The sequence below is a fragment of the Robbsia andropogonis genome, from assembly GCF_000970345.1.
Classification (GTDB): domain Bacteria; phylum Pseudomonadota; class Gammaproteobacteria; order Burkholderiales; family Burkholderiaceae; genus Robbsia; species Robbsia andropogonis.
The window spans coordinates 19,598-44,434 of record NZ_LAQU01000019.1 but is presented as its reverse complement, the minus strand read 5'-3'; the positions used below and the strand labels follow the sequence as shown (position 1 = coordinate 44,434).

Here is a 24,837-nt window from a genome sequence, read left to right as displayed (position 1 = left end):
TCAGGAGAATGTGAAATGGCATATAGCGACAAGGTCCTCGACCACTACGAAAATCCCCGCAATGTCGGGTCGTTTGACAAGAACGACGATAGTGTTGGAACCGGCATGGTTGGCGCGCCGGCGTGTGGTGACGTGATGAAATTGCAGATCCGCGTGGGCGCCGACGGCATCATCGAAGACGCGAAGTTCAAGACATATGGATGCGGTTCCGCCATCGCGTCCAGTTCGCTGATCACGGAGTGGGTCAAGGGCAAGACGCTCGATCAGGCAGCGGCAATCAAGAACGCGGAGATTGCTGAAGAGCTGGCGTTGCCGCCGGTCAAGATCCATTGCTCGATTTTGGCGGAAGATGCTATCAAGGCGGCAATCGCCGACTATCGCGCGCGGCACGGCGCGGCAGGTGTCGAGTCGACGGCGACGTCGTCGGCTGCGGCCGCTTGAGAATAGAGACAGGAAGGTCATGGCAATCACGTTGACGGAAAAGGCGGCGCAACACGTATCCAAGTTCCTGGTTCGCCGGGGCAAGGGTGTGGGTTTGCGCCTGGGCGTGCGGACCACGGGTTGTTCAGGGCTCGCCTACAAGCTTGAGTACGTGGATGCGTTGGAAGCGGAAGATCAGGTCTTTGAGAGCCACGGCGTCAAGGTCGTGGTGGACCCGAAGAGTCTTGCGTATATCGATGGCACCGAACTCGACTTTGCACGGGAGGGCTTGAACGAAGGGTTCAAGTTCAATAATCCAAATGTGAAAGACGAGTGCGGTTGTGGCGAATCCTTCCGTGTCTGACGAGATGCGTGCTGCGCGCACGGTGACGAGTCGCGCGAAGATGCAGGCAGGAGAACAGGGGGTGCCGGGCGCGGAGGATACGCTCGATGCTGTCAAGCAGGCGGCACCGGCATTGGCGCGCGCCGACGCCGACCATTTCGATTTATTCGGTCTCCCACGTCAATTCGCTGTCGATGCCGACGTGCTGGCGCAGCGCTACCGCACGATTCAATCGCAGGTGCATCCAGACCGCTTCGCCTCGGCGGGCGAGGCGCAAAAGCGCATCGCGATGCAATGGGCCACGCGCGCCAACGAGGGATATCAAACGCTGCGAGATCCGCTGGCACGGGCCTTATATTTGCTAACGCTGCGCGGTATCGACGCGAGCGCCGAGCGCAATACCGCCATTGCGCCGGCATTCCTGATGCAACAGATCGCGTGGCGCGAAGCCATCGAGGATGCCGCGGCGGCGTCGAACGTCGGCGCCTTGGATGCGATGCTGCGCGAGTTGCAGGACGCCAGCCGACAACGGTTCGACAAACTGGCGGGCTGGCTCGATAGTCAAGCCGACCAGCCCGCGGCGGAAACGGCGCGGGAATTGCTCTTTATCCAGAAAGTGGCGGACGCCGCGCGCAAGCAGATCGAGCGGCTCGAAGACGCATAGCAGGCCGTTTCTGCCGCGGGTGTACGTATCCCGCCGCAGCCGTACCGGAATATCACACATGGCGTTACTACAAATTTCAGAACCCGGGATGGCGCCGGCGCCGCACGAGCGCCGTATCGCCGTGGGAATCGACCTGGGTACCACCAACTCGTTGGTTGCCGCCATGCGCAACGGCGTCGCGGATGTGCTGCCGGATGAGTCGGGGCATCCGCTGTTGCCTTCGGTTGTGCGCTACCTGTCCGACGGCACCCGTCGCGTTGGTCTTGCCGCCAAGCGCGAGGCGGCACAGGATCCCAGAAATACCATTATTTCGGTCAAGCGTTTCATGGGGCGGGGGCTGGCCGATGCGCAACGCACGCACGCGCCCTATACCTTCGTTGATGCGCCGGGCATGGTCAAACTGGAAACGGTGCAGGGTGTCAAGAGCCCCGTCGACGTGTCCGCCGATATCCTTGCGGTGCTGAAGCAGCGTGCCGAAGCGACGATGGGTGACGAGATCGTCGGCGCGGTGATCACCGTACCGGCTTATTTCGATGAAGCGCAACGTCAGGCCACCAAAGACGCCGCGCAGTTGGCCGGACTCGAGGTCCTCCGTCTGCTGAATGAACCGACGGCTGCCGCTATCGCCTACGGGTTGGATAACGGCGCCGAAGGCGTCTACGCGGTTTATGACTTGGGCGGCGGCACGTTCGATTTATCGATCTTGAAGTTGACGCACGGCGTATTCGAAGTGTTGGCCACCGGTGGCGACACGGCATTGGGTGGCGATGACTTCGATCATGCGGTGTTGACTGCATTGTTGACTGAGGCCGGCCTTTCCCTGGACAGCCTGCCGGCGGAGGACATCCGCCTGTTGCTCGATCGGGTGCGGGCTGCCAAGGAAAGTCTGTCTGGCGCCACGGATACTGCATTCAAGGCACGCGTGGCATGCGGTGCTGTCGTCAGGGCAGACAATCGACTTCGCCTTCACGGAGGCGCAATTTGGCATCTGGGTGGACGCGCTGGTCAAGCGCACTTTTGCTCCGACGCGGCGCGCGCTGCGCGACGCGGGCCTGACACCGCAAGACGTCAAGGGCGTCGTACTGGTGGGCGGCGCGACACGCATGGCCTGTGTGCGGCGCGCCGTGGAGGCGTACTTTGGCCAGGCGCCGCTGACCGATATCGATCCCGATCAGGTCGTGGCAGTGGGGGCGGCGATCCAGGCGGACTTGCTTGCGGGTAATCGCAGCGATGGCGATGACTGGCTGCTGCTCGATGTCATCCCCTTGTCGTTGGGCGTTGAAACAATGGGCGGGCTGGTCGAAAAAATTATTCCGCGCAATTCCACCATTCCCGTTGCCCGCGCGCAGGAATTCACGACGTTCAAGGACGGGCAGACCGCCATGGCCATCCATGTACTGCAGGGCGAACGCGAGTTGGTCGACGATTGCCGTTCATTGGCACGCTTTACGCTGCGCGGTATACCGCCCATGACCGCGGGTGCGGCGCGCATCCGCGTCACTTATCAGGTGGACGCGGACGGATTGTTGTCGGTAACGGCACGTGAGGACCTGTCGGGTGTGGAGTCACAGGTGTCGGTCAAGCCATCGTACGGCCTCGGCGACGAAGATATCACGCGAATGTTGCAGGACAGCTATACCAGCGCTGCGTCCGATATGAAGGCAAGAGCGTTGCGCGAGGCGCAGGTCGATGCGGGCCGTTTGCTGGACGCAACGGCGGCGGCAATCATCGAGGACGGTGCGCTGTTGAACAATGAGGAGCGGAAGACCATCGAGGCGAAATTTGCCGCGCTGCGAGCAGTGCTCGAAGGCGATAATCTCGATGCGATCGACGCCGCATCGAAGGCACTGTCGGCAGTCACCGACGAATTTGCCGCTCGTCGAATGGATCAGAGCATCCGACGGGCATTGGCTGGCAAGGATATCCGGGAAATCAACTGAAATGTCTCACATTGTCGTATTACCCCACGCGCATCTGTGTCCTGACGGCGCGGTGATCGACGCGGATGTGTCGAAGTCTATTTGTGACAATCTGCTCGAACATGGCATCGAGATCGAACACGCATGTGAGAAGTCATGTGCCTGCACGACCTGCCACGTTGTGATCCGCGAGGGTTTCGATGATATGACGCCCTCCGAGGAAGACGAGGACGACATGCTGGACAAGGCCTGGGGGCTGGAGCCGACGTCACGTCTGTCATGCCAGGCATTTGTCCCGGCAGATACCGATGTCGTTGTCGAGATCCCGCGCTATACAATCAATCACGCGAAGGAAGGTCATTGAGCCCGCGGGGGCGCGATGGAGGCCTGGAAATCGAACGCGACGACCGGGCAACGTCAGGGCAAACAGGAGTAACACGATGAAGTGGACCGATACGAACGACATTGCGATCGCCTTGTCCGAAGCCATGCCGGATCAAAATCCGACGCTGGTGCGCTTCACCGATCTGCACAAATGGGTCATTGCCCTTGACGGTTTCGACGACGCGCCGGACCGTTCCAACGAGAAAATTCTCGAAGCGATTCAGGCGGCATGGATCGAGGAAGCGGATTATTGATCGGCCTGAGCGCTGAGAGCCGGATACAGCGGAAATACGGCTGTTGCCTACGTCTGCGACGTCGTTTCGGCAGCGGCAAGTGAAAAAGCCCCAGCCGCATGCAACGCATCGCCATGCGGTAGGGGCTTTTTCCAACACGTCATGCGGGCAATAAGGGCAGCCGCTTACCCTGCACGTAACACGCCATTCTCGACATGCACGCGCTGACCTTCGGAGACTGGCGGCGAGCTGGCGTACCGGAAGGTGCGATAGCTGCCATCCTGCATTCTCACGGTCACCCGGTAGTTGGTGGTGCTACGCACATTGCGCTCGATCGCATTGCCTGCGTAACCGCCCCCCGCCGCGCCCAGCAGCGTTGTCGCAATCCGGCCATGACCGCCACCGAACGCCGAACCCACCAGGCCGCCGGCTACCGCACCGCCTACCGCTCCGAGACCTGTGCCATGACCTTCCACCTTATAGGCGTTGATCGACGTTACAGTGCCGCAGCTATGGCAGATGGCCGGTGCGGGTGACGGCGGCGGGGTATTTTCGGCGACGCGTTGCACCGGCGGTGGTGCGGCCGGCGCCGTTGCTTGCGGTAGAACCTGTCCGGTGGGCGCGGTATTTTGTGCATACTGCGCGGTCGCCGGTGTGGGCGGCACCGCGTTCGCGGCTGTTTGACCGCCCGCACGGGGCAGGACACCCGTCATTGCCGCGACGCCTACGCCGCAGGCCACGATGACCGCGCCTGCTGCCGTGGCCACCAGCGGGTGAATTCGTGACCTATTTACCAGGCCGTGTGCGCGTTGATTGACCGGTTCCATGATGCATTCCTCCGATTCACTTTTTTTACTGATTTATTGTGTAATAAGTATCGGTGATCCCATGCACGTCGGGCGTTTCATAATGTAAGCAGTTGCGAGCGTTTGTACGTCGCGATGGTGCTGTCTGCTCTGCTGGACGCCCGACGGCTGATCGGAGTAAAGCAAAATTGACGCCAGGATGGGTCGTTTTTCTGTCGGCCGCGCGAGTGCGGCGCATAGCGCTCCCGTGCGACCCGGCAATCACTCTTCCTTGCGTAGATGCGGGAACAGGATGACATCGCGGATGTTCGCACTGTCGGTCAGCAGCATTACGAGGCGATCGATGCCGATGCCGCAACCGCCGGTGGGCGGCATGCCATGTTCCAATGCCCGAATGTAGTCCGCATCGTAGAACATGGCCTCGTCATCACCGGCGTCCTTTTGTTCAACCTGCTTGCGGAAGCGCGCCGCCTGATCTTCCGGATCATTCAACTCGGAGAAGCCATTGGCAATTTCGCGGCCGGTGATGAACAACTCAAATCGTTCGGTGATTCCCGGATCCGCGTCCGATGCACGCGCCAAGGGCGACGTTTCCACCGGATAGTCGATGATGAACGTCGGCTCCCACAGCTTGGATTCCGCGGTTTCCTCGAACAGCGCCAATTGCAATGCACCAATGCCGGCTGTTTTCATCGGCCCCGACTGCGTATCCACGCCGAATTTTTTCAGCTCGGTGCGCACTACGTCGATATCATCGAGTTGCGCGTCGGTGTAATCGGTGTGCGCCTGAATCGCCTGCTTGATCGTCAACCGATGGAACGGCTTCGTGAAATCGAGCGCCCGACCCTGGTAGGAAATCGACGCATTCCCCAACGTGGCGATGGCCGCATCACGGATCAAGGCTTCGGTGTAGTCCATCAACCAGCGATAGTCGGTGTACGCGGCGTAGAACTCCATCATCGTGAATTCAGGATTGTGGCGTGGTGACACGCCCTCGTTCCGGAAATTCCGGTTGATTTCGAACACGCGGTTGAAGCCGCCGACGATCAGCCGCTTCAAGTACAACTCGGGCGCGATACGCATATACATCTGCATATCCAGCGCATTGTGATGGGTCACGAACGGTTTGGCGCTGGCACCGCCCGGAATGGGGTGCAGCATCGGCGTTTCCACTTCGAGGAAGCCTGCATCGCTCATGTGCGACCGCAGCGCCGCGATGATCTTCGTCCGGTTGACAAAGGTGCGACGTGCCTCGGGTGTCACGATCAAATCGACATAACGCTGGCGATAGCGCGTTTCCTGGTCCGCCAGGCCGTGGAATTTGTCCGGCAACGGCCGCAGTGACTTGCTCATCAGGCGCAGTGTCGTGCAGCGTACCGACAGTTCACCGGTCTTCGTCCGGATCAGCGTTCCGCTGGCCGCGACGATATCACCCAGATCCCATTTCTTGAATGCCGCATAGACGTCTTCACCCAGGTCGTCACGCGTGACAAACAACTGAATCTGCGCCCCGTCGTCCTGAAGGGTCGCAAAGCTGGCCTTGCCCATCACGCGTTTCAGCAGCATCCGGCCGGCGATAGACACGGTGACCGGCTGCGCTTCCAGCGTCTCCTTGTCCTGTGTTTCATAGGCTGCTTGCAGCGCCGCGGCGTGATGCATCGGCGAGAAGTCGTTTGGATAGGCCTGGCCTTGCGTACGCAGCGTATTCAGTTTCTCACGGCGTTCCTCGAGCAGTTTGTTCTCGTCGAGTGCCGGTGCGGTGGCGGCGCCGTCCGCGGCCTGGGTGGGCTTGTCAGTCATCTTGTCGTTTCTAGGCTACGGTAATGCTGCAAAAAAAGCGTCGAGCGGGGGAGACGCCGCGCCGCATCGATCTTAGCGCGGCACGGCACGGGTGTCAGACGTCCGGGCGGGTCGACGTGACGCCCATTTTCAGGCTGGCGCTGATGAATTCGTCCAGGTCACCATCCAGCACCGAGCGGGTATTGCTGATTTCGACGTTCGTGCGCAGGTCCTTGATCCGGCTTTGGTCGAGCACATACGAGCGAATCTGGTGACCCCAGCCCACATCGGTCTTGCCCGCTTCCAGCTTGTCCTGCTCGGCCTGACGCTTGCGCAATTCGGCTTCGAACAGTTTCGAGCGCAGCATCGCCATGGCTTCGGCGCGGTTCCGGTGCTGTGATCGATCGTTCTGACACTGCACGACGATATTTGTCGGGATGTGCGTGATCCGCACGGCCGAGTCGGTCTTGTTGATGTGCTGCCCGCCGGCGCCTGACGCACGGTACGTATCAATCCGCAGGTCTGCCGGATTGATGTCGACTTCGATCGAATCATCCACTTCCGGATACACGAACACGGAACTGAACGAGGTATGGCGACCGCCCGACGAATCGAACGGTGATTTCCGCACCAGACGATGCACGCCGGTTTCGGAACGGAGATATCCGTACGCGTATTCGCCCTCGATCTTGATCGTGGCGCTCTTGATGCCGGCGACGTCACCATCCGATTGTTCGAGGATTTCGACCTTGAAGCCCTTGCGTTCCGCGTAGCGCATGTACTGGCGCATCAGCATGGACGCCCAGTCACAGGCCTCGGTGCCGCCGGCACCCGATTGGATGTCGATGAAGGCGTTGCTCGGATCGGCCGGGTTGCTGAACATCCGACGGAATTCGATGCCTTCGACGCGCGCGCGCAGTCCGTCCACGTCTGCGGCGACGGCCTCGAGGGTTTCTTCGTCGCCTTCCTCGCGCGCCAGCTCGAATAACTCAGCGGTGCCCGCCAGGTCTTCGTCGAGTTGGATGATCGTGGTCACGACCCCGTCAAGGAGTTTTTTCTCCCGGCCGAGCGCTTGGGCGTGCTGCGAATCGTTCCAGACGTTCGGATCTTCGAGTTCCTTATTGACTTCGATCAGCTTGGCTTCCTTGACATCGAAGTCAAAGATACCCCCGTAAGTCGGAGGCACGAACCCGCAGATCGGCGATGGTCGAGTCGATTGCGTTCAAACGTTCCGCTTCCATGTGTCTTTCCAGTAAGGCTTGAGATGAATCGTGGAATTATAGCTGATCGGCCCGCCATGCTCGGGGCTTCACGGGCCGAAACGGGCCATTCCTAGTTGCAACCGTGCGCATGCTCGACGATCATCTGCACGCGGGTGACGCCGTTATAAGTGTCACGCGATAGCCGGTAAGCGACGATTGCCTGATCCGGCAGCGTCTCGGTGCGATTGAACCAGATGGCGTCGTAGCGTCGGTTGCCGCGGTACAACTGCAGTTTCAAATGGCGTTCCTTGACCAGCGACTGTGCGCGAACGTCGAAAACGCCGGAGAAGACCGGTGCGGGAAACCCTTGCCCCCAGATGCCTGCCTCGAGCAGTTCGACGAACGTGGCGGTGAAATAAGCTTCCTCCAGTTCTCCATCGGTTTCGACGACACGCTGCAGCGCGTGAGCGGGAAGCCATTCGCGACCAACCGCTTCCAGCGCGTCCGTGAAGGTTGGGAGCGCGTCCGCGCGCATCGTCAGGCCCGCCGCCATCGCGTGGCCGCCGAATTTGTCGATCAACCCGGGGTGCCGCTTGCTGATCAGATCCAGTGCGTCGCGCAAATGGAAACCGGGGATCGAGCGCCCGGATCCCTTGATCAATGCGTCCGGCGCGCCTTGTGCGACGGGATCGTCGGTGGCCGGCGCGAACGTGATCGTGGGACGGTAGAACTTTTCCTTGAGCCGCGACGCCAGAATGCCAATCACGCCTTGATGCCACTGCGGATCGAAGATGGCCAGCGTCGTGCGTGCCGGGTCGACATCGGTGAGGGTCGCCAGCGCCTCGGTCTGCATGCCGCTCTCGATATCGCGGCGCTCGCGATTCATGCCGTCGAGCAATTGTGCCAATTCCCAGGCCCGGCCGTCATCGTCGCTCAGCAGGCATTCGATTCCCACCGACATATCGGCGAGACGCCCGGCGGCGTTCAGGCGCGGCCCTACGGCGAACCCCATGTCCTGCACGCCGGCACGTCGCGCCTCGCGGCCGGCCACACGGAACAACGCGGCGAGACCCGGCTGCATCTTGCCCTCGCGTATGCGTTTCAATCCCTGGTCGACAAGGATGCGGTTGTTGGCATCCAGGCGGACCACGTCGGCAACGGTGCCCAACGCTACGAGGTCGAGCAAGGTGGCCAGATTGGGCTGGCGTGGGAGATCGGTGCCGGATGGCGAAGCGGGCATCTGGAAGCGTCCGCGGTCTCGCATGACGGCGCGTGTGGCCAGCAGGACATAAAACATGACGCCCACACCTGCGATGTGCTTGCTTGGAAACGTGCAGCCCGGCTGGTTCGGATTGACGATGGCGCAGGCGTCGGGCAGCGTATCTCCCGGGAGGTGGTGATCTGTGACGACGACGTCGACCCCGGCGGCGCGAGCGGCCGCGACCCCGTCGACGCTCGCGATGCCGTTGTCGACCGTGATCAGCAACTCGGGTGTGCGGCGCGGGTGCGACATTGCCAGCGCCACGATTTCCGGCGTCAGGCCATAGCCATACTCGAAACGATTCGGCACGAGATAGTCGACATCGGCGCCGAGCATCCGCAGGCCGCGCACGGCGACGGCGCACGCAGTGGCGCCATCGCAGTCGTAGTCGGCGATGACCAGCAGGCGGCGGCGGTCGTCGATGGCATCGGCGAGTCGCGCGGCCGCCTGCTCGATGCCCATGAGCGCCGCGGGCGGCAACAACCGGTCGATGCCGGTTTCGATGTCATCCGCCTGCTCGACGCCGCGCGCCGCGTAAAGGCGGGCAAGCACCGGATGCAGCCCGGCGCGAATCAGTGCGTCGACATGCAAGGGAGGACAGGTGCGGGACTGGATCGTGACCGTTTGGGACATACGCGTGACGGACTCTGCAAGGAATGACGAAGAATCAGGAGAAGGGCGGCTCGCGGTGCCGCGGCGATTACCCGCGCTCGTGGCCAGGGGGGCGCGACCCCTTGTGCGGTTGCGTGCATCGAAGAATGCCCCCGCCGGCAGGGCGCGCCGTCACGAGAGCAATCCCGCGAAGGTACGCCGCCGCCAGAATGCCAGGAGATCGCCGCGGCGTATCGACAAGGTCTTGGCCGCCTGCTCACCGCACGGCGTCAAGCGAATCTCGTCGATGACATGCTCGCGAAGCGCTTGCAGTGCCGGCGCGAACCAGGACTGATCCAGGGCCGCGAACGCGTCCAGCCACGACCGCCAGTCTTCATCGATCATTGGCAGCGACAGGGCGTCGGTCTGGATCAGTATCGTTTGCGGTGGGCTGTCGCCAGCGCCGCCTTGCGTTCGGCGGGCTTCATCCGGGTTCGGCGTGTCGGCAACGTGGCCGCTTTCACGGAGACCCGCGCATAGCGCGGCGAAATTGGCCGGCAATGGGCGCGCCGGCCGCCCCGCGGCGATCGACAATCCACGCGCGGCGGCCGCATCGGCAAAAGTAATTGAAAAAGGCGCATCGGGGATGGCGGGGGGGGGCCAGGTACCGCGGCCATGCAGCCAGACCGCGTTGACGGCGCGCGCCCCTCGCGCCTCCCGCATCGTATTCACCGGGTGTGCGTGCCAGGCCATCTGCAATTCGGTCTGGAAACCCATCCACCGCGATGAGCGGGGCGCGACGCCCTCCGCATCCGCCTGCGTCTCGTCGACCGGCAACCAGATATCAATACTTCGGCCCGCGGCGCGTAGCGGCGATGCGCCATGCAAACCGGCCAGCAACGTGCCGCGACGCTCGCCCAGGTACCAGCGCGTGGGTGACGGCGCCACGAAATACAGGCCCCGGGCGGTGGCCGATGTGGCGATCTCTTCGGCGAGGTGGGTCGCTTCCGTCGCGTCGATGCCGAGTGTCTGCGGATGCGCGAGAACGAGGCGATCATGCGTGACTTCGATATGCGCCGGTTCCAGACACGCCCATTGCACGACGCCGCCCGATGCCATGGCGCCGGCCTCGTCAATGGTGCGGTCAGGATCGGCCGCCATTGCGCTTGGGTCGAGTCCGTCTGCGAGCATCATGAACGGGGCCAGTGGCGCGTCTTGCGCCGCATGGATCGGCGGCAGACCGTACCGGCGTGAAAGCCAGCGTTCGTGCGGCAGACTGCGCTGGTAGTCATCGCCGGTATCGCTGTCGATGAGACGTGCCCGCCGTAACAATGTATCAAAAGCGGGTGTCTCGCGTGCCGTCAGCAGCGCGCGTAGTGCGCGCTCGGCGCCTGCCAGCGCGGCGGCGGTGTCCGCCTGGGCACGCCGTGCATCGTGTGCGGGCGATCCGACGCCCGGTACCGCCAGGTCGCCGGTGTCGTGGACCGTCGCGGCGTCCGAGGCAAACGAGACGGTGCGGGACGAGCTTGTATCCTCGGCGTGCGCGTCGTATGTTGCCGCATCAGCGAATGCCGCCCCGCCATCCGGGGCATGAGGCCGCGTCGGCAACGCGAAAGGCAGCAGGAAATGAAGGGTGGCGCAAAGACGTTTCGGCATGGTGGAACGCATTGTAGGCCATATCCGAATCGGTCGAGGCGTCCGCGCCTGTTACCGCCACGGCGCATCCCGTGCGCTGGTCGCCGCCACGTCTGCCGCTACATAAAGCGCGACGGCAGGCGAACCGATGCCAATTTGTGGCAAACTTGCCGGCTGGTGCACCGCGGGCCGTGGGTCGGTCATGTGGTCGGGCGACATGCCGCGAGAACCGAGCCGGAAGTGGCTGCCGGCGTCGCGTTGATTTGCCCGAGGCTTTGCCGCACCGCTTTTTCCAGGACGGGCCCCGTTGAAACTTCCCTTTGAATGGCAGATCGGCCTGCGTTATACGCGCGCCGGCAAACGTACTACCGGTAACGGCTTTATCTCGTTCATCTCGATGATCTCGATGACCGGGATCGCGCTGGGCGTGGCGGCGTTGATCATCGTGTTATCCGTGATGAACGGCTTCCAGCGAGAAGTGCGCGATCGCATGTTGTCCGTGTTGGCGCACATCGAGATCTATTCGCCAACGGGCCAGATGCCGGACTGGCAATTGACCGCCAAGGAAGCATTGCGCAACCGTGAGGTCGTCGCGGCCGCGCCTTATGTCGATGCGCAGGCATTGTTGACACGCGGCGAGACGGTTACCGGCGTCGCGCTGCGTGGCGTGTTGCCGGAGCAGGAATCCAAGGTTGAGGATATCGCCAAGGAAATGGTCGACGGCAAGCTGGATGATCTGAAGCCAGGTGAATTCGGTATTGTCCTGGGGCAGGCTCTCGCGGCGGCGTTGGACGTGGAAAGAGGCGACAAGGTGACGTTGGTGGCGCCAGAAGGCACGATGACACCGGCTGGACTGCTGCCACGGCTGAAGCAGTTTACCGTGGTAGGTGTTTTTTCATCGGGACATTACGAATACGACAGCGGGCTGGCGTTGATTGATATCCGCGATGCGGAGGCATTGTTTCGCAAGACCGCGCCGACCGGCGTGCGCCTCAGGCTGACCGACATGCAGCGAGCGCCCGAGGTCGCGTATGCGTTGTCCCGGACACTTTCCGGCGATCTGTATGTGCGAGACTGGACGAAGCAGAACCAGACTTGGTTCTCCGCGGTACAGATCGAAAAGCGGATGATGTTCGTCATCCTGACGCTGATCATTGCCGTGGCGGCATTCAATCTGGTGTCGTCGCTCGTGATGACGGTGACGAACAAACAGCCCGATATCGCGATTCTTCGGACGATTGGGGCAGGCCGCGGGTCGATCATGAAGATCTTTTTTATCCAGGGAGTGACCGTCGGTTTTATCGGCACGGCGCTGGGTGTTGGCTTCGGCAGTCTGATCGCGTACTACATTCCGGTCATCGTGCCATTTATCGAACATGTATTCAACGTGCAGTTCCTGCCGCCCTCGGTCTATTTCATCAGCGAGTTGCCATCACAGCTCGAACCGGGCGATGTCCTTCGTATCGGCCTCATCGCCTTCGTGATGGCCGCATTGGCGACGTTGTATCCCAGCTGGCGCGCATCGCGCGTGAAACCCGCGGAGGCGCTTCGTTATGAGTAATGCAATCCCTGTCCGGGCGGCAACACCGCTTCATGATGACGGCACCGACCTTGCCGTGCTGCGCGCGACCGAGGTCACCAAGCGCTTCGATCAGGGTCGCGCCAGTGTCGAGGTACTCCGTGGCGCGTCGATGATGGTGGGCCGCGGCGAAAAGGTTGCCATCGTGGGGGCATCGGGCTCTGGCAAAAGCACCTTGCTCCATGTATTGGGTGGCCTTGACGATCCGAGCAGTGGCGAGATCGCGGTGCTCGGCCAGCCTTACTCGCGTTTGAGCGAAAAAGCGCGCGACGAGGTGCGCAATCGCTCATTGGGCTTTATCTACCAGTTCCACCATTTGCTGGCCGAGTTCAGCGCCTTGGACAACGTGGCCATGCCATTGCGGATCCGTCGGGTCGCCGAACGCGATGCAAGGCAAAAGGCGCAACAATTGCTCGACCGCGTGGGCATGGGGCATCGCGCCCACCATCGTCCGGGTGAATTGTCGGGCGGCGAGCGGCAGCGCGTCGCCATCGCGCGGGCCCTGGTCAATGATCCTGCCTGTGTGCTGGCGGATGAACCCACCGGCAACCTGGACGGTGAAACGGCAGACGGCGTGTTTGCGCTGATGATGGAGTTGTCGCAGACGTTGGCGACGAGCTTCATCATCGTGACCCACGATCTCGATCTGGCCGGTCGATGTGATCGGGTGCTGCGGCTGAAGGGCGGCAAGTTGGAGGAAGATCCGAGCGTCCTGGGCGCCGTTACGGGATTGCATGGCGGTTGAGCCAGCGCGGCGCGAGGTCGTAATATTGGCGGAGCCCTTCCTGGTTATTCGCATGGCGCGACGACGGGCGGTGGCAACGGTGCCAGGGGATCGCGCCGCGCGGTCAGCGTACGAAGCGGCATAACGAGCGGGAGTCTCGGACATGTGGATCGACACGCACTGCCATCTGGATGCGCGTGAGTTCGACGCCGACCGCGCCGAACAGGCGGCATTGGCCCGCGCGGCAGGCGTGTCGACGATCGTCGTCCCCTCGGTCTGCCGTGCCAATTTCAATGCCGTGCGTGCCCTCGCGCATGCGCGGCCAGGTATCGCCTACGCACTAGGAATACACCCTTTATTTACTGCCGACGCTACTGACGAGGATCTTGCCGCGCTTCGTGTCCAGGCCGAAGCCGCCCGCGACGATCCTTGCTTTGTCGGGATCGGAGAAATCGGTCTCGACTATTTTGTTCCAACGCTCGACGACGCCAAGCAACGCGCCATCTTCGAAGCGCAATTGCGCTTGGCCCGCGACCTTGATCTGCCGGTGATCTGCCACGTGCGACGATCGCAGGATCAGGTATTGGCAGGGCTGCGTCGATTCGGCATCCGTCAGGGTATCGGCCATGCCTTCAACGGCAGTCGGCAGCAGGCTGACAACTATATCGCGCAAGGCTTCAAGCTTGGCTTTGGCGGTGCCATGACGTTCCCGCGCGCATTGCAGATTCGACGGCTGGCGGCTTCGTTGCCGTTCGAAGCCATTGTGGTCGAGACCGATGCGCCGGATATCCCGCCGGAATGGCTCGTAACGCCCCTGTCCGAACCGTCGGTCGACGACCGGCATGCCGACGATGGGGCGGTCATGCGTAAAGGCGAACCGTTGCCGCGCGCGGATCCTGTCATCCGCCCTGGCGGCGGGAGCGTACGCCGCCGCAACCAGCCAGACCAGATCCCCCGTATCGCCGAGACACTTGCCGAACTGCGTGGCATGACCTTAGACCAGGTGGCTGTCGGCACGACAGCCAATGCGCTCGTCGCGTTGCCCCGGCTGGCCCGGCTGCCGCGATAATCGATCGCAACGTCATAGGCGATGCGGTGAGGTGGGATGCGATCGATTGCACTGGGCTTCGCCGCGGGCGCGTGGTGGCTGCACCGCGCGATGCAACTGCCGGAGGTCATGGCGATGGGTTGCGTGGCCATCACCGGTGCGCTGCTGCTGGTGTGTCGTCATGTATTGGGTGCAGTGTATTTCAGGTCCCCGGTGTACGCAGTGCGGGCCGTGCCCTATGTCCGCTGTGGATTGCTGGTGGTCGCAGCCGGCCTGGCGGGCTATGACTGGGCGGCGTGGCGGGCACATCGACATATGGTGGCGGTGTGGCCCACCGCGTGGGAGGGACGCGATGTTGTGCTAATCGGCCGAATCGAGACGATGCCGGTGCGTGTTCCCACTGCCTCGACATGGCCGAATCGACCGATTGACAAGATGCCTGCGTCGTCCGAATGGCGTGTGACATTGAGCGTCTTGCACGCGATGTCGGCGACGGGTGTGCCCCGCGCGCAAGCGGGGACACACTCGACCGCGCTTCTCGCCCGTGGGGCCGCCGGGGAGGGGAATGACGAGAGAAAGCGCGACCAGTTTGTCGGGCTGGTACAACTACGGATCGGGACGTCCGCGGCAAAGGCGGCCGTGCCCCAAGCCGGGCAAGTCTGGCGGGTAGTCGCGCGGTTGCAGCGACCGCATGGGGCGGCGAATTTCGGTATGCCGATGCGCGAGGCGGTTTTATTCCAGCGTGGAATACGCGCGACCGGATATGCGCGCTCGGCGGCACCGCTTCACGTAAAGCAAGCGGCGCGGCGCGCCGGCGATGGCGTTTTCGGCGGTATCTGGCAACTGCGCCCCGCGGTCGAGCGGGTTCGCTCCCGCATCGACGATCGGATTGAAACAGTACTCGGCGGCATGCCGCATCGCGGTGTGATATCCGCGCTGGCGCTCGGACTGCAGTCTGCGATTGCCGCCGATGACTGGACGCGTTTCACCCGTACCGGCACCAATCATCTCGTCGCGGTATCGGGCCTGCATATCGGATTGGCCGCAGGTTGCGCAGCCTGGGGAGCGGCCGTGTTGCTGCGCCGCCGTTGCATGACGCGGTTGCTGCTGATCGTGCCGCGACAACGCCTCGTGGGTCTGGTGAGTCTGGTAGCCGCCGGTGCGTTCGTCGCGTTGTCCGGCTTCGGGATCCCCGCCCAACGCGCTTTCTGGATGCTGACGGCATATTGTGTATGCGGCCTCGACGGACGTCGCGTAGGGGCAACGGTGATGTGGTGCCTGGCATTGTGGCTGGTGGTGTTGGTCGATCCGTGGGCCATGCAGTCGGCGGGCGGCTGGCTGTCGTTCGGTGCTGTCGGGGCCATTCTGTATCTGGCAGCGGCCATGCCCCGGCCAGTGCGCCCGCCAGGTAGGGAGGGCATCAACCGGAATCGGGTGCCGGATGACCATGATGTCAACGGACGCCGGTTCACGATGCCTCATCATCCCGGTGAGTGGCGCCCGCTTGCGCCACCGCGTTCGGAACAGGTCGGGGTGATGGCCACCGCGTGCACGAACGGTAAACCGTCGAGCGGCGGGGATGCGCGCGAGCGTGCCGGCGACGTTGCGTTCATTCGGCCACCGCAATCCGCGTGGTCTCGGCCGCCATGGCGTGCATGTCCCGCAAGGCTGTGGTGCGGGGTGTGGATGACATGCCGGCTCCAATTGGCCTTGTCGCTGGCGCTGGCGCCGGCGACACTGGTCTGGTTCGGTGAAACCTCGCCGATCAGCCCGATTGCGAATCTGCTGGCCATACCTTGGGTGAGCTTTATCGCGGTGCCAGCGGTTTTCTGCGGCCTGGTGTTGCCCGCGCCACTCGATGCGATGGCATGGCACGTCGCTCACGGTGCCGTCGCGTGGCTGCACCAGGGCCTTGGCTGGTTGATTGCGTGCGCTTCAGCGGTGTCGTCCGCGCTTGGCGTTGCGGACACGATCCGGGTGCCCGCGCCGAGCCCGCTGGCGCTCACGTGCGCATGCATTGGCGTCTTGCTCTTGCTTGCGCCGCGTGGTGCTTGGCCGGCGCAGCGGGTTATTGCATCTCTGCTATGTCTTCCGCTGTTTCTCTACCGGCCCGCATTGCTTCCGGCAGGCGGGTTTCGCATCACGATGTACGACATTGGTCAGGGCAATGCGGTACTCGTCGAAACGCAGCGTCATCGGCTTTTGTACGATACCGGTCCGCCCTATGGCGCGAGCGGCGATGCGGGATCGCAGGTCATCGTGCCGTCGTTGCGGCGAGAAGGCGTATGGACGCTCGACGCCCTCGTCATCAGCCACCCGCACGATGACCACTACGGCGGCGCGCTGTCCGTCATGGCGCACATTCCGGTGCGCCATTTGCTGGCGTCCTGGCCGTTGCCGGTGCGCGCCGCAGCGGGCGAGGGCCGTCATGCAGCGTCGTTGCCGCCGCTTTGGCGCATTGCCGGCGCGCGGGGCACTGTCCGACGGCGATGCCGCGCGGGCGACACATGGTCGTGGGACGGCGTGCGATTCGACACCGTATGGCCGCTGGACCCGCTGCGCCGTGCGCCGCCGAATCACGTCAGTTGCGTGTTGCGGATATCAAACGGCGTGCACGCGGTGCTGCTCGCAGGGGACATCGAAGCGCCACAGGAAGAGGCACTGCGCAAAGCCCGTATCCCCTTACGCGCGGACGTGCTATTGGCACCGCATCACGGCAGCGCCACGTCGTCGACATCGCCGTTCATCCAGGCTGTGGCGCCACGCCACGTCGTGTTTCAGATGGGCTTTCGCAATCGGCATCGTCATCCGTCCACGGGGGTCGTGCCGCGCTACACCGAGCGTGGCGTTATGACGCATCGCAGCGATACCGACGGCGCAGTGCGGTTTATCAGCCGCAACGCCGATATGACGGTTGAGACACTGCGATATCACAGGCGTCGATACTGGATGACAAATATGTCCGATTGAGCGGGCCGGTATGGCAGGTCTGACGCTCAATTGCCCATGGGAGGCGTGCCAAACAGCAGGACGCTGCCGATACCGGCAATGACCAATACGAGTTTCCAAAGTAGGAAAGCCATCATGGCTGGGTTCGTGACGATCATGGATAACCTCCAATGAAATGCCAAATCAATCAATGGACGGGCTGGCGGCATCGTTCGGGATGCAGCGGGCTTCGTCTTGAATCCAGCCTAGGTCGCCGCGAAGCGGATGACTGGCGCTTGCTTCGCCTTGATGGTCAATATTGCGGTGCATGTGGCAAAAATGGCCGAATCGCCGCGATGTGGCTTCGTCCGGTATGCGTCGCGCGTTGCCTCGAGCGAAGTGGGAGAGTGTCGATTTTTGAAACCTATTAACGGTTCGTGTCAAGCGCGGGTCGGACGGTGGGGCGGTTGCATCGAAAAATTTTCGCCCGATCCGGGGGGCGTGGCAGGCCGCTTCTACGGTATAATTCCGCTTTCCCGCGAGCATTCCTGCGATGACCAAATATGTGTTCGTCACCGGCGGAGTCGTTTCCTCACTCGGAAAAGGCATTTCCGCTGCGTCCCTTGCCGCGATTCTCGAATCGCGCGGCCTGAAAGTCACCCTCCTGAAGCTGGACCCCTACATCAACGTCGATCCCGGCACGATGAGTCCATTTCAGCATGGGGAAGTGTTTGTCACCGAGGATGGCGCCGAGACAGATCTTGATCTCGGCCATTACGAGCGCTTCATCAGTACAAAGATGCGCCGTGCCAATAATTTCACCACCGGGCAGATCTACGAAACCGTTTTGCGTAAAGAGCGACGCGGTGAGTATCTGGGCAAGACGGTCCAGGTGATCCCCCATATCACCAATGAGATCCAGGCATTCGTCGAGCGCGGCGCCAAAATGGCGACGTGCGGCGAGCCGGATGTCGCCATCGTGGAAGTCGGCGGTACCGTCGGTGACATCGAGTCGTTGCCGTTCCTGGAGGCGGCGCGACAGATGAGCTTGCGCCTGGGGCGCAATCAGGCGTGCTTCGTCCACCTGACGCTGGTGCCGTATATCCCGTCGGCCGGCGAGTTGAAAACGAAGCCGACCCAGCACAGCGTGCAGAAGTTGCGCGAAATCGGTATTTCGCCAATCGCGTTGATCTGCCGTGCCGACCGTCCGATTCCGGACGACGAACTGGCGAAGATTTCCTTGTTCTCGAATGTACACAAGGAAGCGGTCATCTCGGTGTGGGATGTCGACAGCATCTACAAGATTCCGCAGATGCTGCATGACCAAGGGTTGGATTCGATCATCGTCGAAGAGTTGAAGCTTGATGCGAAGCCGGCTGACCTGACGGTATGGTCGGGCCTGGTCGATGCGTTGCAATCGTTCGAAAACGAAGTGACTATCGGCATGGTCGGCAAATATGTCGACTTGACGGAGTCCTACAAATCGTTGATCGAGGCATTGCGCCATGCGTCGATTCATACGAAAACCCGCGTCAATATTCAGTACATCGACTCCGAGGAAATCGAGAAAGAGAGCGGCGGTGCCGCAGCGGCGTTGTCCCATCTCGACGCGATCCTGGTGCCGGGCGGTTTTGGTCAACGCGGTACGGAAGGCAAGATCGCGGCAATCCGCTTTGCGCGTGAATCTAAGATACCGTACCTGGGTATCTGTCTCGGCATGCAGCTTGCGGTGATCGAGTTTGCACGCAATGTCGTCGGCCTGGACAAGGCCAACAGCACCGAGTTCGATCCCATGACGCCGGCGCCTGTGGTGGCGCTGATCACCGAGTGGTTCAATCGTGACGGCCGCGTTGAAAAGCGTAGCGACCAATCGGATATGGGCGGCACGATGCGGTTGGGCTCACAGCGTTGCCCGGTGAAATCCGGCACGCGTGCGCAATCGATTTATGGCGACGATGTCAACGAACGTCATCGCCATCGTTACGAAGTGAATAACCATTACGTACCGCAACTTGAGCAGAAAGGCCTGGTGATCAGCGCCCGCACGCCCACCGAAGATCTGCCTGAAATGATGGAATTGCAGGACGGGTTGCACCCTTGGTTCATGGGCGTGCAGTTCCATCCGGAATTTACGTCGACCCCGCGTGATGGGCACCCACTGTTCTCAGCCTATGTGCGTGCCGCGTTGGCCCACAAGCAAGCTGCCGGGGAATCCGGCAACCCGTCGAAACGGGAGACAGCGCATGAAACTCTGTGATTTTCTTGATACCGATGTCGGGCTGGACAAGCCGTTTTTTCTGATCGCGGGAACCTGCGTCGTCGAGTCGGCGCAAATGACGATCGACGTCGCAGGGCAACTGAAGGAAATTTGTGGCAGTCTGGGAGTACCATTCGTCTACAAGTCCTCGTATGACAAGGCGAATCGCAGCTCGGGTAGCAGCTTTCGGGGACCGGGCCGGGATGCGGGTTTGCGCATTCTGGAGGAGGTACGGCGTCAATTGCAGGTGCCGGTGCTGACCGATGTTCATACCGAGGCGGAAGTGCCCGAGGTGGCAGCCGTGGTTGATATTCTGCAAACGCCGGCTTTCTTGTGCCGCCAGACCGATTTCATCCGGGCGGTGGCGCAGTCGGGCAAGCCGGTGAATATCAAGAAGGGGCAGTTTCTGGCCCCTCATGACATGAAGAATGTCATCGACAAGGCGCGCGCGGCGGCCAAGGAAGCAGGGCTGAGCGAAGATCGGTTCTTTGCTTGCGAGCGTGGTGTTTCGTTCGGTTACAACAATCTTGTGTCCGATATGCGATCACTTGCGATCATGCGGGAGACGGGCGCGCCGGTCGTGTTCGATGCCACGCACTCGGTGCAGTTGCCGGGCGGTCAAGGCACGTCGTCGGGCGGTCAGCGTGAGTTTGTCCCGGTGTTGTCGCGTGCGGCGGTTGCCACCGGCGTGGCGGGGCTGTTCATGGAGACGCATCCGGACCCGGCGTGCGCACTGTCCGATGGGCCGAATGCCGTGCCGTTGCGACATATGCGTCGTCTTCTTGAGACGTTGAAGACGCTGGATGATGTCGTCAAGCGCCAGCCGTTCCTGGAAGACGATTTCCAGTAAGGGCCGTGCGGCGGCGGTAGAAACGGTAGCAACATGAATTGCGCAACAGGCGCGGCGTGGCGAGTTGGGTAAGCGCGTTACCCGCGGCGCGTGTTGTAGCGCGGCCGTCGACCGATGTCGACGGGATCGCAAGCGGTTTCTATTTGAACTATCGAGAGAACCATGAGTGCAATTGTTGACATCATCGGCCGCGAGATCTTGGACTCGCGTGGCAATCCGACCGTCGAGTGCGATGTGTTGCTGGAGTCCGGGACGATGGGGCGGGCGGCAGTGCCGTCGGGCGCATCCACCGGCGCACGCGAAGCCATCGAGCTACGCGATGGCGACAAGAGCCGCTATCTCGGCAAGGGTGTACTGACCGCGGTCCAACACATCAACACCGAGATTTCGGAAGCGATTCTGGGGCTGGATGCGGCTGAGCAAGCGTTCCTGGACAAGACGTTGATCGAACTGGACGGTACAGAGAACAAGTCACGGCTTGGTGCGAATGCGATGCTGGCGGTATCAATGGCTGTCGCGAAAGCGGCCGCCGAGGAAGCGGGCTTGCCGCTGTACCGATATTTTGGTGGTTCGGGCGCCATGCAATTGCCGGTGCCGATGATGAATATCGTCAATGGCGGCGCGCATGCGAACAACAACCTGGACATCCAGGAATTCATGATCATGCCAGTCGGGCAACCGACTTTCCGTGAGGCGCTGCGCGCAGGCACGGAAGTGTTTCATGCGCTGAAGTCCTTGTTGGCGGAGAAGGGGCACAGCACGTCGGTCGGGGATGAGGGCGGTTTCGCACCGAACTTCGCTTCGAACGAGGAGTGTCTCGGCACGATCAGCCAGGCGATCGAGAAGGCGGGTTATCGCGTGGGCGAGGACATCCTTCTGGCGCTCGACTGCGCATCGTCCGAGTTCTACAAGGATGGCCGCTATAAACTCACCGGCGAGGGCCTGGAGTTGTCGTCCCAGGAATTCACGCACTATCTGGAAACGCTGGCCAACAAATTCCCGATCGTGTCGATCGAGGACGGTATGTCCGAGAACGACTGGGACGGCTGGAAATACCTCACCGATGTGCTGGGCAAGAAGGTTCAACTGGTCGGGGATGATCTCTTCGTGACGAATACGAAGATCCTGAAGGAAGGCATCCAGCGCGGTATCGCCAATTCGATTCTGATCAAGATCAACCAGATCGGCACGCTGACTGAGACGTTTGCCGCGATCGAGATGGCCAAGCGTGCAGGCTATACCGCGGTTGTGTCGCACCGTTCGGGAGAAACGGAAGACGCGACGATCGCTGATATTGCGGTCGGTTTGAATGCGGGGCAGATCAAGACGGGCTCATTGTCGCGTAGTGATCGCATCGCCAAGTACAACCAGTTGTTGCGTATCGAGGAAGACTTGGGCGATATTGCCAGCTATCCAGGTCGTTCGACGTTTTACAATTTGTCCCGGTTGGGTTAAGCCTTAGCACGGACGCGCGGCATCATTGCGCGTCCCGCCCTGCAGGTGCATTGCGCCGGCGAGTGCTTCTGTCTTTTGGCGGGGGGGCTCGCCGGCGTCTGCTTAAGCGGTATCTCAATAAATTGGATTGGCTATCACGGTACGGGTATGCCCGCCGGGATTCAGAAAATAGAGTATGCGGCTCGTTACCGTCGTTTTGATCGCGCTGCTGGTGCTGGTCCAATATCCGCTGTGGTGGGGTTCGGGCGGGTGGCTGCGCGTGCATGATCTGCAGCAGCAGCTTGCAAACCAACTGCAGAAAAATGCCGATGCAAAGGATCGGAATGATCGTCTTGCCGGCGAAGTCGACGACCTGCAGCATGGTACGGCGGCTGTGGAAGAGCGCGCGCGCTATGAGTTGGGGATGATCAAGCAGGACGAGGTCTTCGTTCAATTCGTTTCGCCAGCCGAGCAGATGAAATTGCCACAGAACACGCAATCCGATTTGTCGACGCGGGGCGTGATGTCGACGACACCGCTTTCCGTCGTGCCGGAGCCGCCGGCCCGTGGCCGTGCGCAGACCAAGCGCCTCGCGGATGAGGCGGCCCGACGCAAGGATGCCGTTGAAAAGCGTCGCAGCCGTCATGATTGATGATGCGTAATGTCATGCCTTGAGCCCATGCGTGCTACACACGCCTTGCATGGGCAAAGGGCCTGTCATGGTGACGCGCTACCATCCCCATCCCCAGCCATTTCCCCCGCCCCACCCGTTCCAACCGCCGTAGCCACCATAGCCGCCGTAATAGGGCGTTGCATAGACATTGTTGCGACGCGCCGCGGCGGCAGCAATCGCGGCGGCTTCTTCGGCGCGGAACACCTCGTCCTGTTCACGTAGTGCTTGCCGATCCAGTTCGTCATAGCGCCGTGCTTTTTCTTCCGCGCTTGGCTCCCGCTCCGGCGTGAAGGTTGCGGCACCTGGCGTTCCGGGCGGCAAGCGGCTCAGTATCGTACCTGCAGGGGCGGTGATTCGGGCGCCGGCTGGAGGCGTGGTGCATGCGCCAAGCAATAGCGCGGAACAGCAGGGCAGCATCAACGCGCACGTATACCGTCGCGTGAACGCCCGCCAGATGCAGGCGGATATCATTAGGTGTGCAATCGATTGCTTGCGCGTTCCTGGCCGATTCTGCCGGGAAGTGACGGGCATGATGATTTCTCCGGTGGTGCGGATTAAATCCGCCAGCGTCACGCCGGCGGTACAGCGCACATCAGTGGCGTTGTTCCGGCGCGGGCGACACGTCGCCAGGTATCGGGGCCGTGAATAATTGCACGGCATCGACGCGATCGAATACGTAGCGCTCATTGCAAAATTCGCAATGGACCTCGACTTCGCCGGTTTCGTCGAGGATATCGTCCACCTCGGCGCGTCCGAGCATGGTTAGCATCCCGCCGACTTTTTCGCGTGAACAACCGCAGGCGAAGCGCGTTGGCTGGCTGTCCGCATGCGCGCGCCGTTCTTCCCAGAACAGGCGATGCATCAGTGTGTCGCCCTCGGTCGACAGCATCTCATCCTGTTTCAGCGTGCCGGCGAGCGCGCAGACGCGGTCCCAGGTATCGCCATCGTCGCTGGCCAATGCATGCCCGCCGGTACCCGGCATCTTTTGCAACAGAACGCCTACCGCGCGTTCGCTGTCGGCAGCAAGCCAAAGCCGCGTATCCAGCTGTTCCGAGTGCTGCATGTAGTATTCGAGCGCGCCGCCGATGCTGGTGATCGGCCCATCGTCATCGGATAGCGGAACGATGCCTTGGTAGGGCTGCTGTCCCGGCAGTTTTTCGCGCGGGTCCAATGTGATCGCGCATCGTCCCTGCCCGTTGAGATTGACGAGTTCCGTCATGGTCGCGTTCTCTGGCAAAGACGTCACGTCGACTGCCAGTTTCGCGGTGGCGCGCATCGACAAATCCGAATTACATTGGACCACGAGCATTTTCACCGGGCCATCGCCGTGGATCTGCATGACGAGCGCGCCGTCGAATTTGAGGTTGGCCGATAGCAGGGCCGATGCCGCCATCATCTCGCCAAGCATCGCCCGCACTGGCGCTGGGTAGTCGCGGCGGTCGAGCACGTCGCGCCACGTCTTTTTCAATGAGACGTATTCGCCTCGAACGGGTCCCGCCTCGAACATGAAGCGTTCTAACTGATCATTCATTGCCGATGTACCTGCAGTGTTCAAACCTTACCCCACACGGGCCAGGTTTTCCTTGTAAAACGCACAGCGTGCGGCATAACTTCGCGCGCTGTCGCGTAGTTTCTCTATTTCCTCCGGGCGTAACGTCCTCACGACCTTGGCCGGTGATCCCAGCACCATGACACCTGGTCCGAAGTGCTTGCCTTCCGTGACCAACGCTCCGGCGCCGACCAGCGTATCCGGTCCGATTACCGCATCATTCAAAATGACGGATTGAATGCCGATCAACGCATTGTCCTCGATCGTGCAGCCATGCAACGTCACTTGATGCCCGATGGTCACACCGCGACCAATGCGCATCGGATGGCCCGCATCCACATGCAGCACCGATCCATCCTGGATATTGCTGCCTTCGCCCACTTCAATGACGTCGTTATCGCCGCGTAGCACCGCGCCCGGCCATACACTGACGCCGGGGCCCAGCGTCACCCGCCCGATCACGGTAGCGCCGGGCGCAACAAAAGCAGTTTCATCGATAATAGGGACATATTCCCCTAGGCGGTAAATCGTCACGTTGTCTCCTGGCCGCGTGGAAGC

At 61.8% G+C, this 24,837-nt stretch carries 21 protein-coding genes and 1 pseudogene; 14 read left to right on the top strand and 8 right to left on the bottom strand.

The window, feature by feature from the left end; all coding sequences use genetic code 11:
• Positions 1 to 15: 15 nt before the first annotated feature.
• From iscU to iscX, 6 genes and pseudogenes are all read left to right on the top strand, one after another.
• Positions 16 to 441, top strand: coding sequence for a Fe-S cluster assembly scaffold IscU (gene iscU, locus WM40_RS16975; RefSeq protein ID WP_024902357.1), 426 nt, complete (start codon positions 16 to 18; stop codon positions 439 to 441).
• A gap of 19 nt (positions 442 to 460) precedes the next feature.
• Entirely contained in the window at positions 461 to 784 is a 324-nt protein-coding gene (gene iscA, locus WM40_RS16970) for an iron-sulfur cluster assembly protein IscA (RefSeq protein WP_024902358.1), read from the top strand.
• A gap of 112 nt (positions 785 to 896) precedes the next feature.
• A complete protein-coding gene (hscB, locus tag WM40_RS16965; RefSeq protein ID WP_046153471.1) occupies positions 897 to 1,427 on the top strand; it encodes a Fe-S protein assembly co-chaperone HscB in 531 nt (176 codons plus the stop codon).
• Between the two features lie 58 nt (positions 1,428 to 1,485).
• Positions 1,486 to 3,367: pseudogene (hscA, locus tag WM40_RS16960) on the top strand (Fe-S protein assembly chaperone HscA).
• Between the two features lies 1 nt (position 3,368).
• Entirely contained in the window at positions 3,369 to 3,710 is a 342-nt protein-coding gene (gene fdx / locus WM40_RS16955; RefSeq protein ID WP_024902361.1) for an ISC system 2Fe-2S type ferredoxin, read from the top strand.
• 76 nt (positions 3,711 to 3,786) lie between these two features.
• Positions 3,787 to 3,984 carry a Fe-S cluster assembly protein IscX gene (iscX, locus tag WM40_RS16950; protein ID WP_046153456.1) on the top strand — a complete coding sequence of 66 codons (198 nt, stop codon included), beginning with the start codon at positions 3,787 to 3,789 and terminating at the stop codon, positions 3,982 to 3,984.
• A 164-nt stretch (positions 3,985 to 4,148) separates the two neighbouring features.
• Here the strand turns inward: iscX and WM40_RS16945 are convergent, their stop codons facing one another.
• From WM40_RS16945 to WM40_RS16925, 5 genes are all read right to left on the bottom strand, one after another.
• Positions 4,149 to 4,790, bottom strand: a complete 642-nt coding sequence (locus WM40_RS16945) for a glycine zipper 2TM domain-containing protein (protein ID WP_024902363.1) — start codon at positions 4,788 to 4,790, stop codon at positions 4,149 to 4,151.
• 240 nt (positions 4,791 to 5,030) lie between these two features.
• Positions 5,031 to 6,569, bottom strand: a complete 1,539-nt coding sequence (gene lysS / locus WM40_RS16940) for a lysine--tRNA ligase (RefSeq protein ID WP_024902364.1) — start codon at positions 6,567 to 6,569, stop codon at positions 5,031 to 5,033.
• Positions 6,570 to 6,663: 94 nt separating this feature from the next.
• A protein-coding gene (prfB, locus tag WM40_RS16935) for a peptide chain release factor 2 (RefSeq protein ID WP_096335527.1) occupies positions 6,664 to 7,789 on the bottom strand; the annotation gives its coding sequence in 2 pieces (ribosomal slippage) (positions 6,664 to 7,707 and positions 7,709 to 7,789; 1,125 coding nt in all).
• Positions 7,790 to 7,880: 91 nt separating this feature from the next.
• Positions 7,881 to 9,644, bottom strand: a complete 1,764-nt coding sequence (recJ, locus tag WM40_RS16930) for a single-stranded-DNA-specific exonuclease RecJ (RefSeq protein ID WP_024902365.1) — start codon at positions 9,642 to 9,644, stop codon at positions 7,881 to 7,883.
• Positions 9,645 to 9,794: 150 nt separating this feature from the next.
• Entirely contained in the window at positions 9,795 to 11,258 is a 1,464-nt protein-coding gene (locus tag WM40_RS16925; protein ID WP_024902366.1) for a hypothetical protein, read from the bottom strand.
• A gap of 286 nt (positions 11,259 to 11,544) precedes the next feature.
• Here WM40_RS16925 and WM40_RS16920 point away from each other — a divergent pair, with 286 nt between their 5' ends.
• The 8 genes from WM40_RS16920 to ftsB all read left to right on the top strand — a co-directional run bounded on the left by WM40_RS16920 (position 11,545) and on the right by ftsB (position 22,709).
• Entirely contained in the window at positions 11,545 to 12,798 is a 1,254-nt protein-coding gene (locus WM40_RS16920; RefSeq protein WP_024902367.1) for a lipoprotein-releasing ABC transporter permease subunit, read from the top strand.
• Positions 12,791 to 13,561: a lipoprotein-releasing ABC transporter ATP-binding protein LolD gene (lolD, locus tag WM40_RS16915; protein WP_024902368.1), complete on the top strand. Its 771-nt coding sequence runs from the start codon at positions 12,791 to 12,793 to the stop codon at positions 13,559 to 13,561. Before WM40_RS16920 ends, lolD begins: the two co-directional genes overlap by 8 nt.
• Positions 13,562 to 13,703: 142 nt before the next feature.
• Entirely contained in the window at positions 13,704 to 14,609 is a 906-nt protein-coding gene (locus WM40_RS16910) for a TatD family hydrolase (RefSeq protein WP_036008123.1), read from the top strand.
• Between the two features lie 36 nt (positions 14,610 to 14,645).
• Complete coding sequence (locus WM40_RS16905; protein WP_052738378.1) at positions 14,646 to 17,558, top strand: DNA internalization-related competence protein ComEC/Rec2; 2,913 nt, start codon at positions 14,646 to 14,648, stop codon at positions 17,556 to 17,558.
• A gap of 511 nt (positions 17,559 to 18,069) precedes the next feature.
• Positions 18,070 to 19,773 carry a CTP synthase gene (locus WM40_RS16900; RefSeq protein ID WP_024902370.1) on the top strand — a complete coding sequence of 568 codons (1,704 nt, stop codon included), beginning with the start codon at positions 18,070 to 18,072 and terminating at the stop codon, positions 19,771 to 19,773.
• Positions 19,760 to 20,623 (top strand): 3-deoxy-8-phosphooctulonate synthase, encoded by an 864-nt coding sequence (kdsA, locus tag WM40_RS16895; RefSeq protein ID WP_024902371.1) that lies wholly within the window; start codon positions 19,760 to 19,762, stop codon positions 20,621 to 20,623. Before WM40_RS16900 ends, kdsA begins: the two co-directional genes overlap by 14 nt.
• Before the next feature lie 162 nt (positions 20,624 to 20,785).
• A complete protein-coding gene (gene eno, locus WM40_RS16890; RefSeq protein WP_024902372.1) occupies positions 20,786 to 22,078 on the top strand; it encodes a phosphopyruvate hydratase in 1,293 nt (430 codons plus the stop codon).
• Between the two features lie 175 nt (positions 22,079 to 22,253).
• Positions 22,254 to 22,709 carry a cell division protein FtsB gene (ftsB, locus tag WM40_RS16885; protein WP_024902373.1) on the top strand — a complete coding sequence of 152 codons (456 nt, stop codon included), beginning with the start codon at positions 22,254 to 22,256 and terminating at the stop codon, positions 22,707 to 22,709.
• Positions 22,710 to 22,787: 78 nt separating this feature from the next.
• On the opposite strand, the gene WM40_RS16880 is transcribed toward ftsB, so the two are convergent.
• The 3 genes from WM40_RS16880 to WM40_RS16870 form a co-directional block, all read right to left on the bottom strand.
• Positions 22,788 to 23,261: a hypothetical protein gene (locus WM40_RS16880; RefSeq protein ID WP_157685827.1), complete on the bottom strand. Its 474-nt coding sequence runs from the start codon at positions 23,259 to 23,261 to the stop codon at positions 22,788 to 22,790.
• Positions 23,262 to 23,322: 61 nt separating this feature from the next.
• Positions 23,323 to 24,261, bottom strand: coding sequence for an Hsp33 family molecular chaperone HslO (gene hslO, locus WM40_RS16875; RefSeq protein WP_024902375.1), 939 nt, complete (start codon positions 24,259 to 24,261; stop codon positions 23,323 to 23,325).
• Positions 24,262 to 24,288: 27 nt separating this feature from the next.
• A complete protein-coding gene (locus WM40_RS16870) occupies positions 24,289 to 24,813 on the bottom strand; it encodes a gamma carbonic anhydrase family protein (RefSeq protein WP_024902376.1) in 525 nt (174 codons plus the stop codon).
• Positions 24,814 to 24,837: the final 24 nt, after the last annotated feature.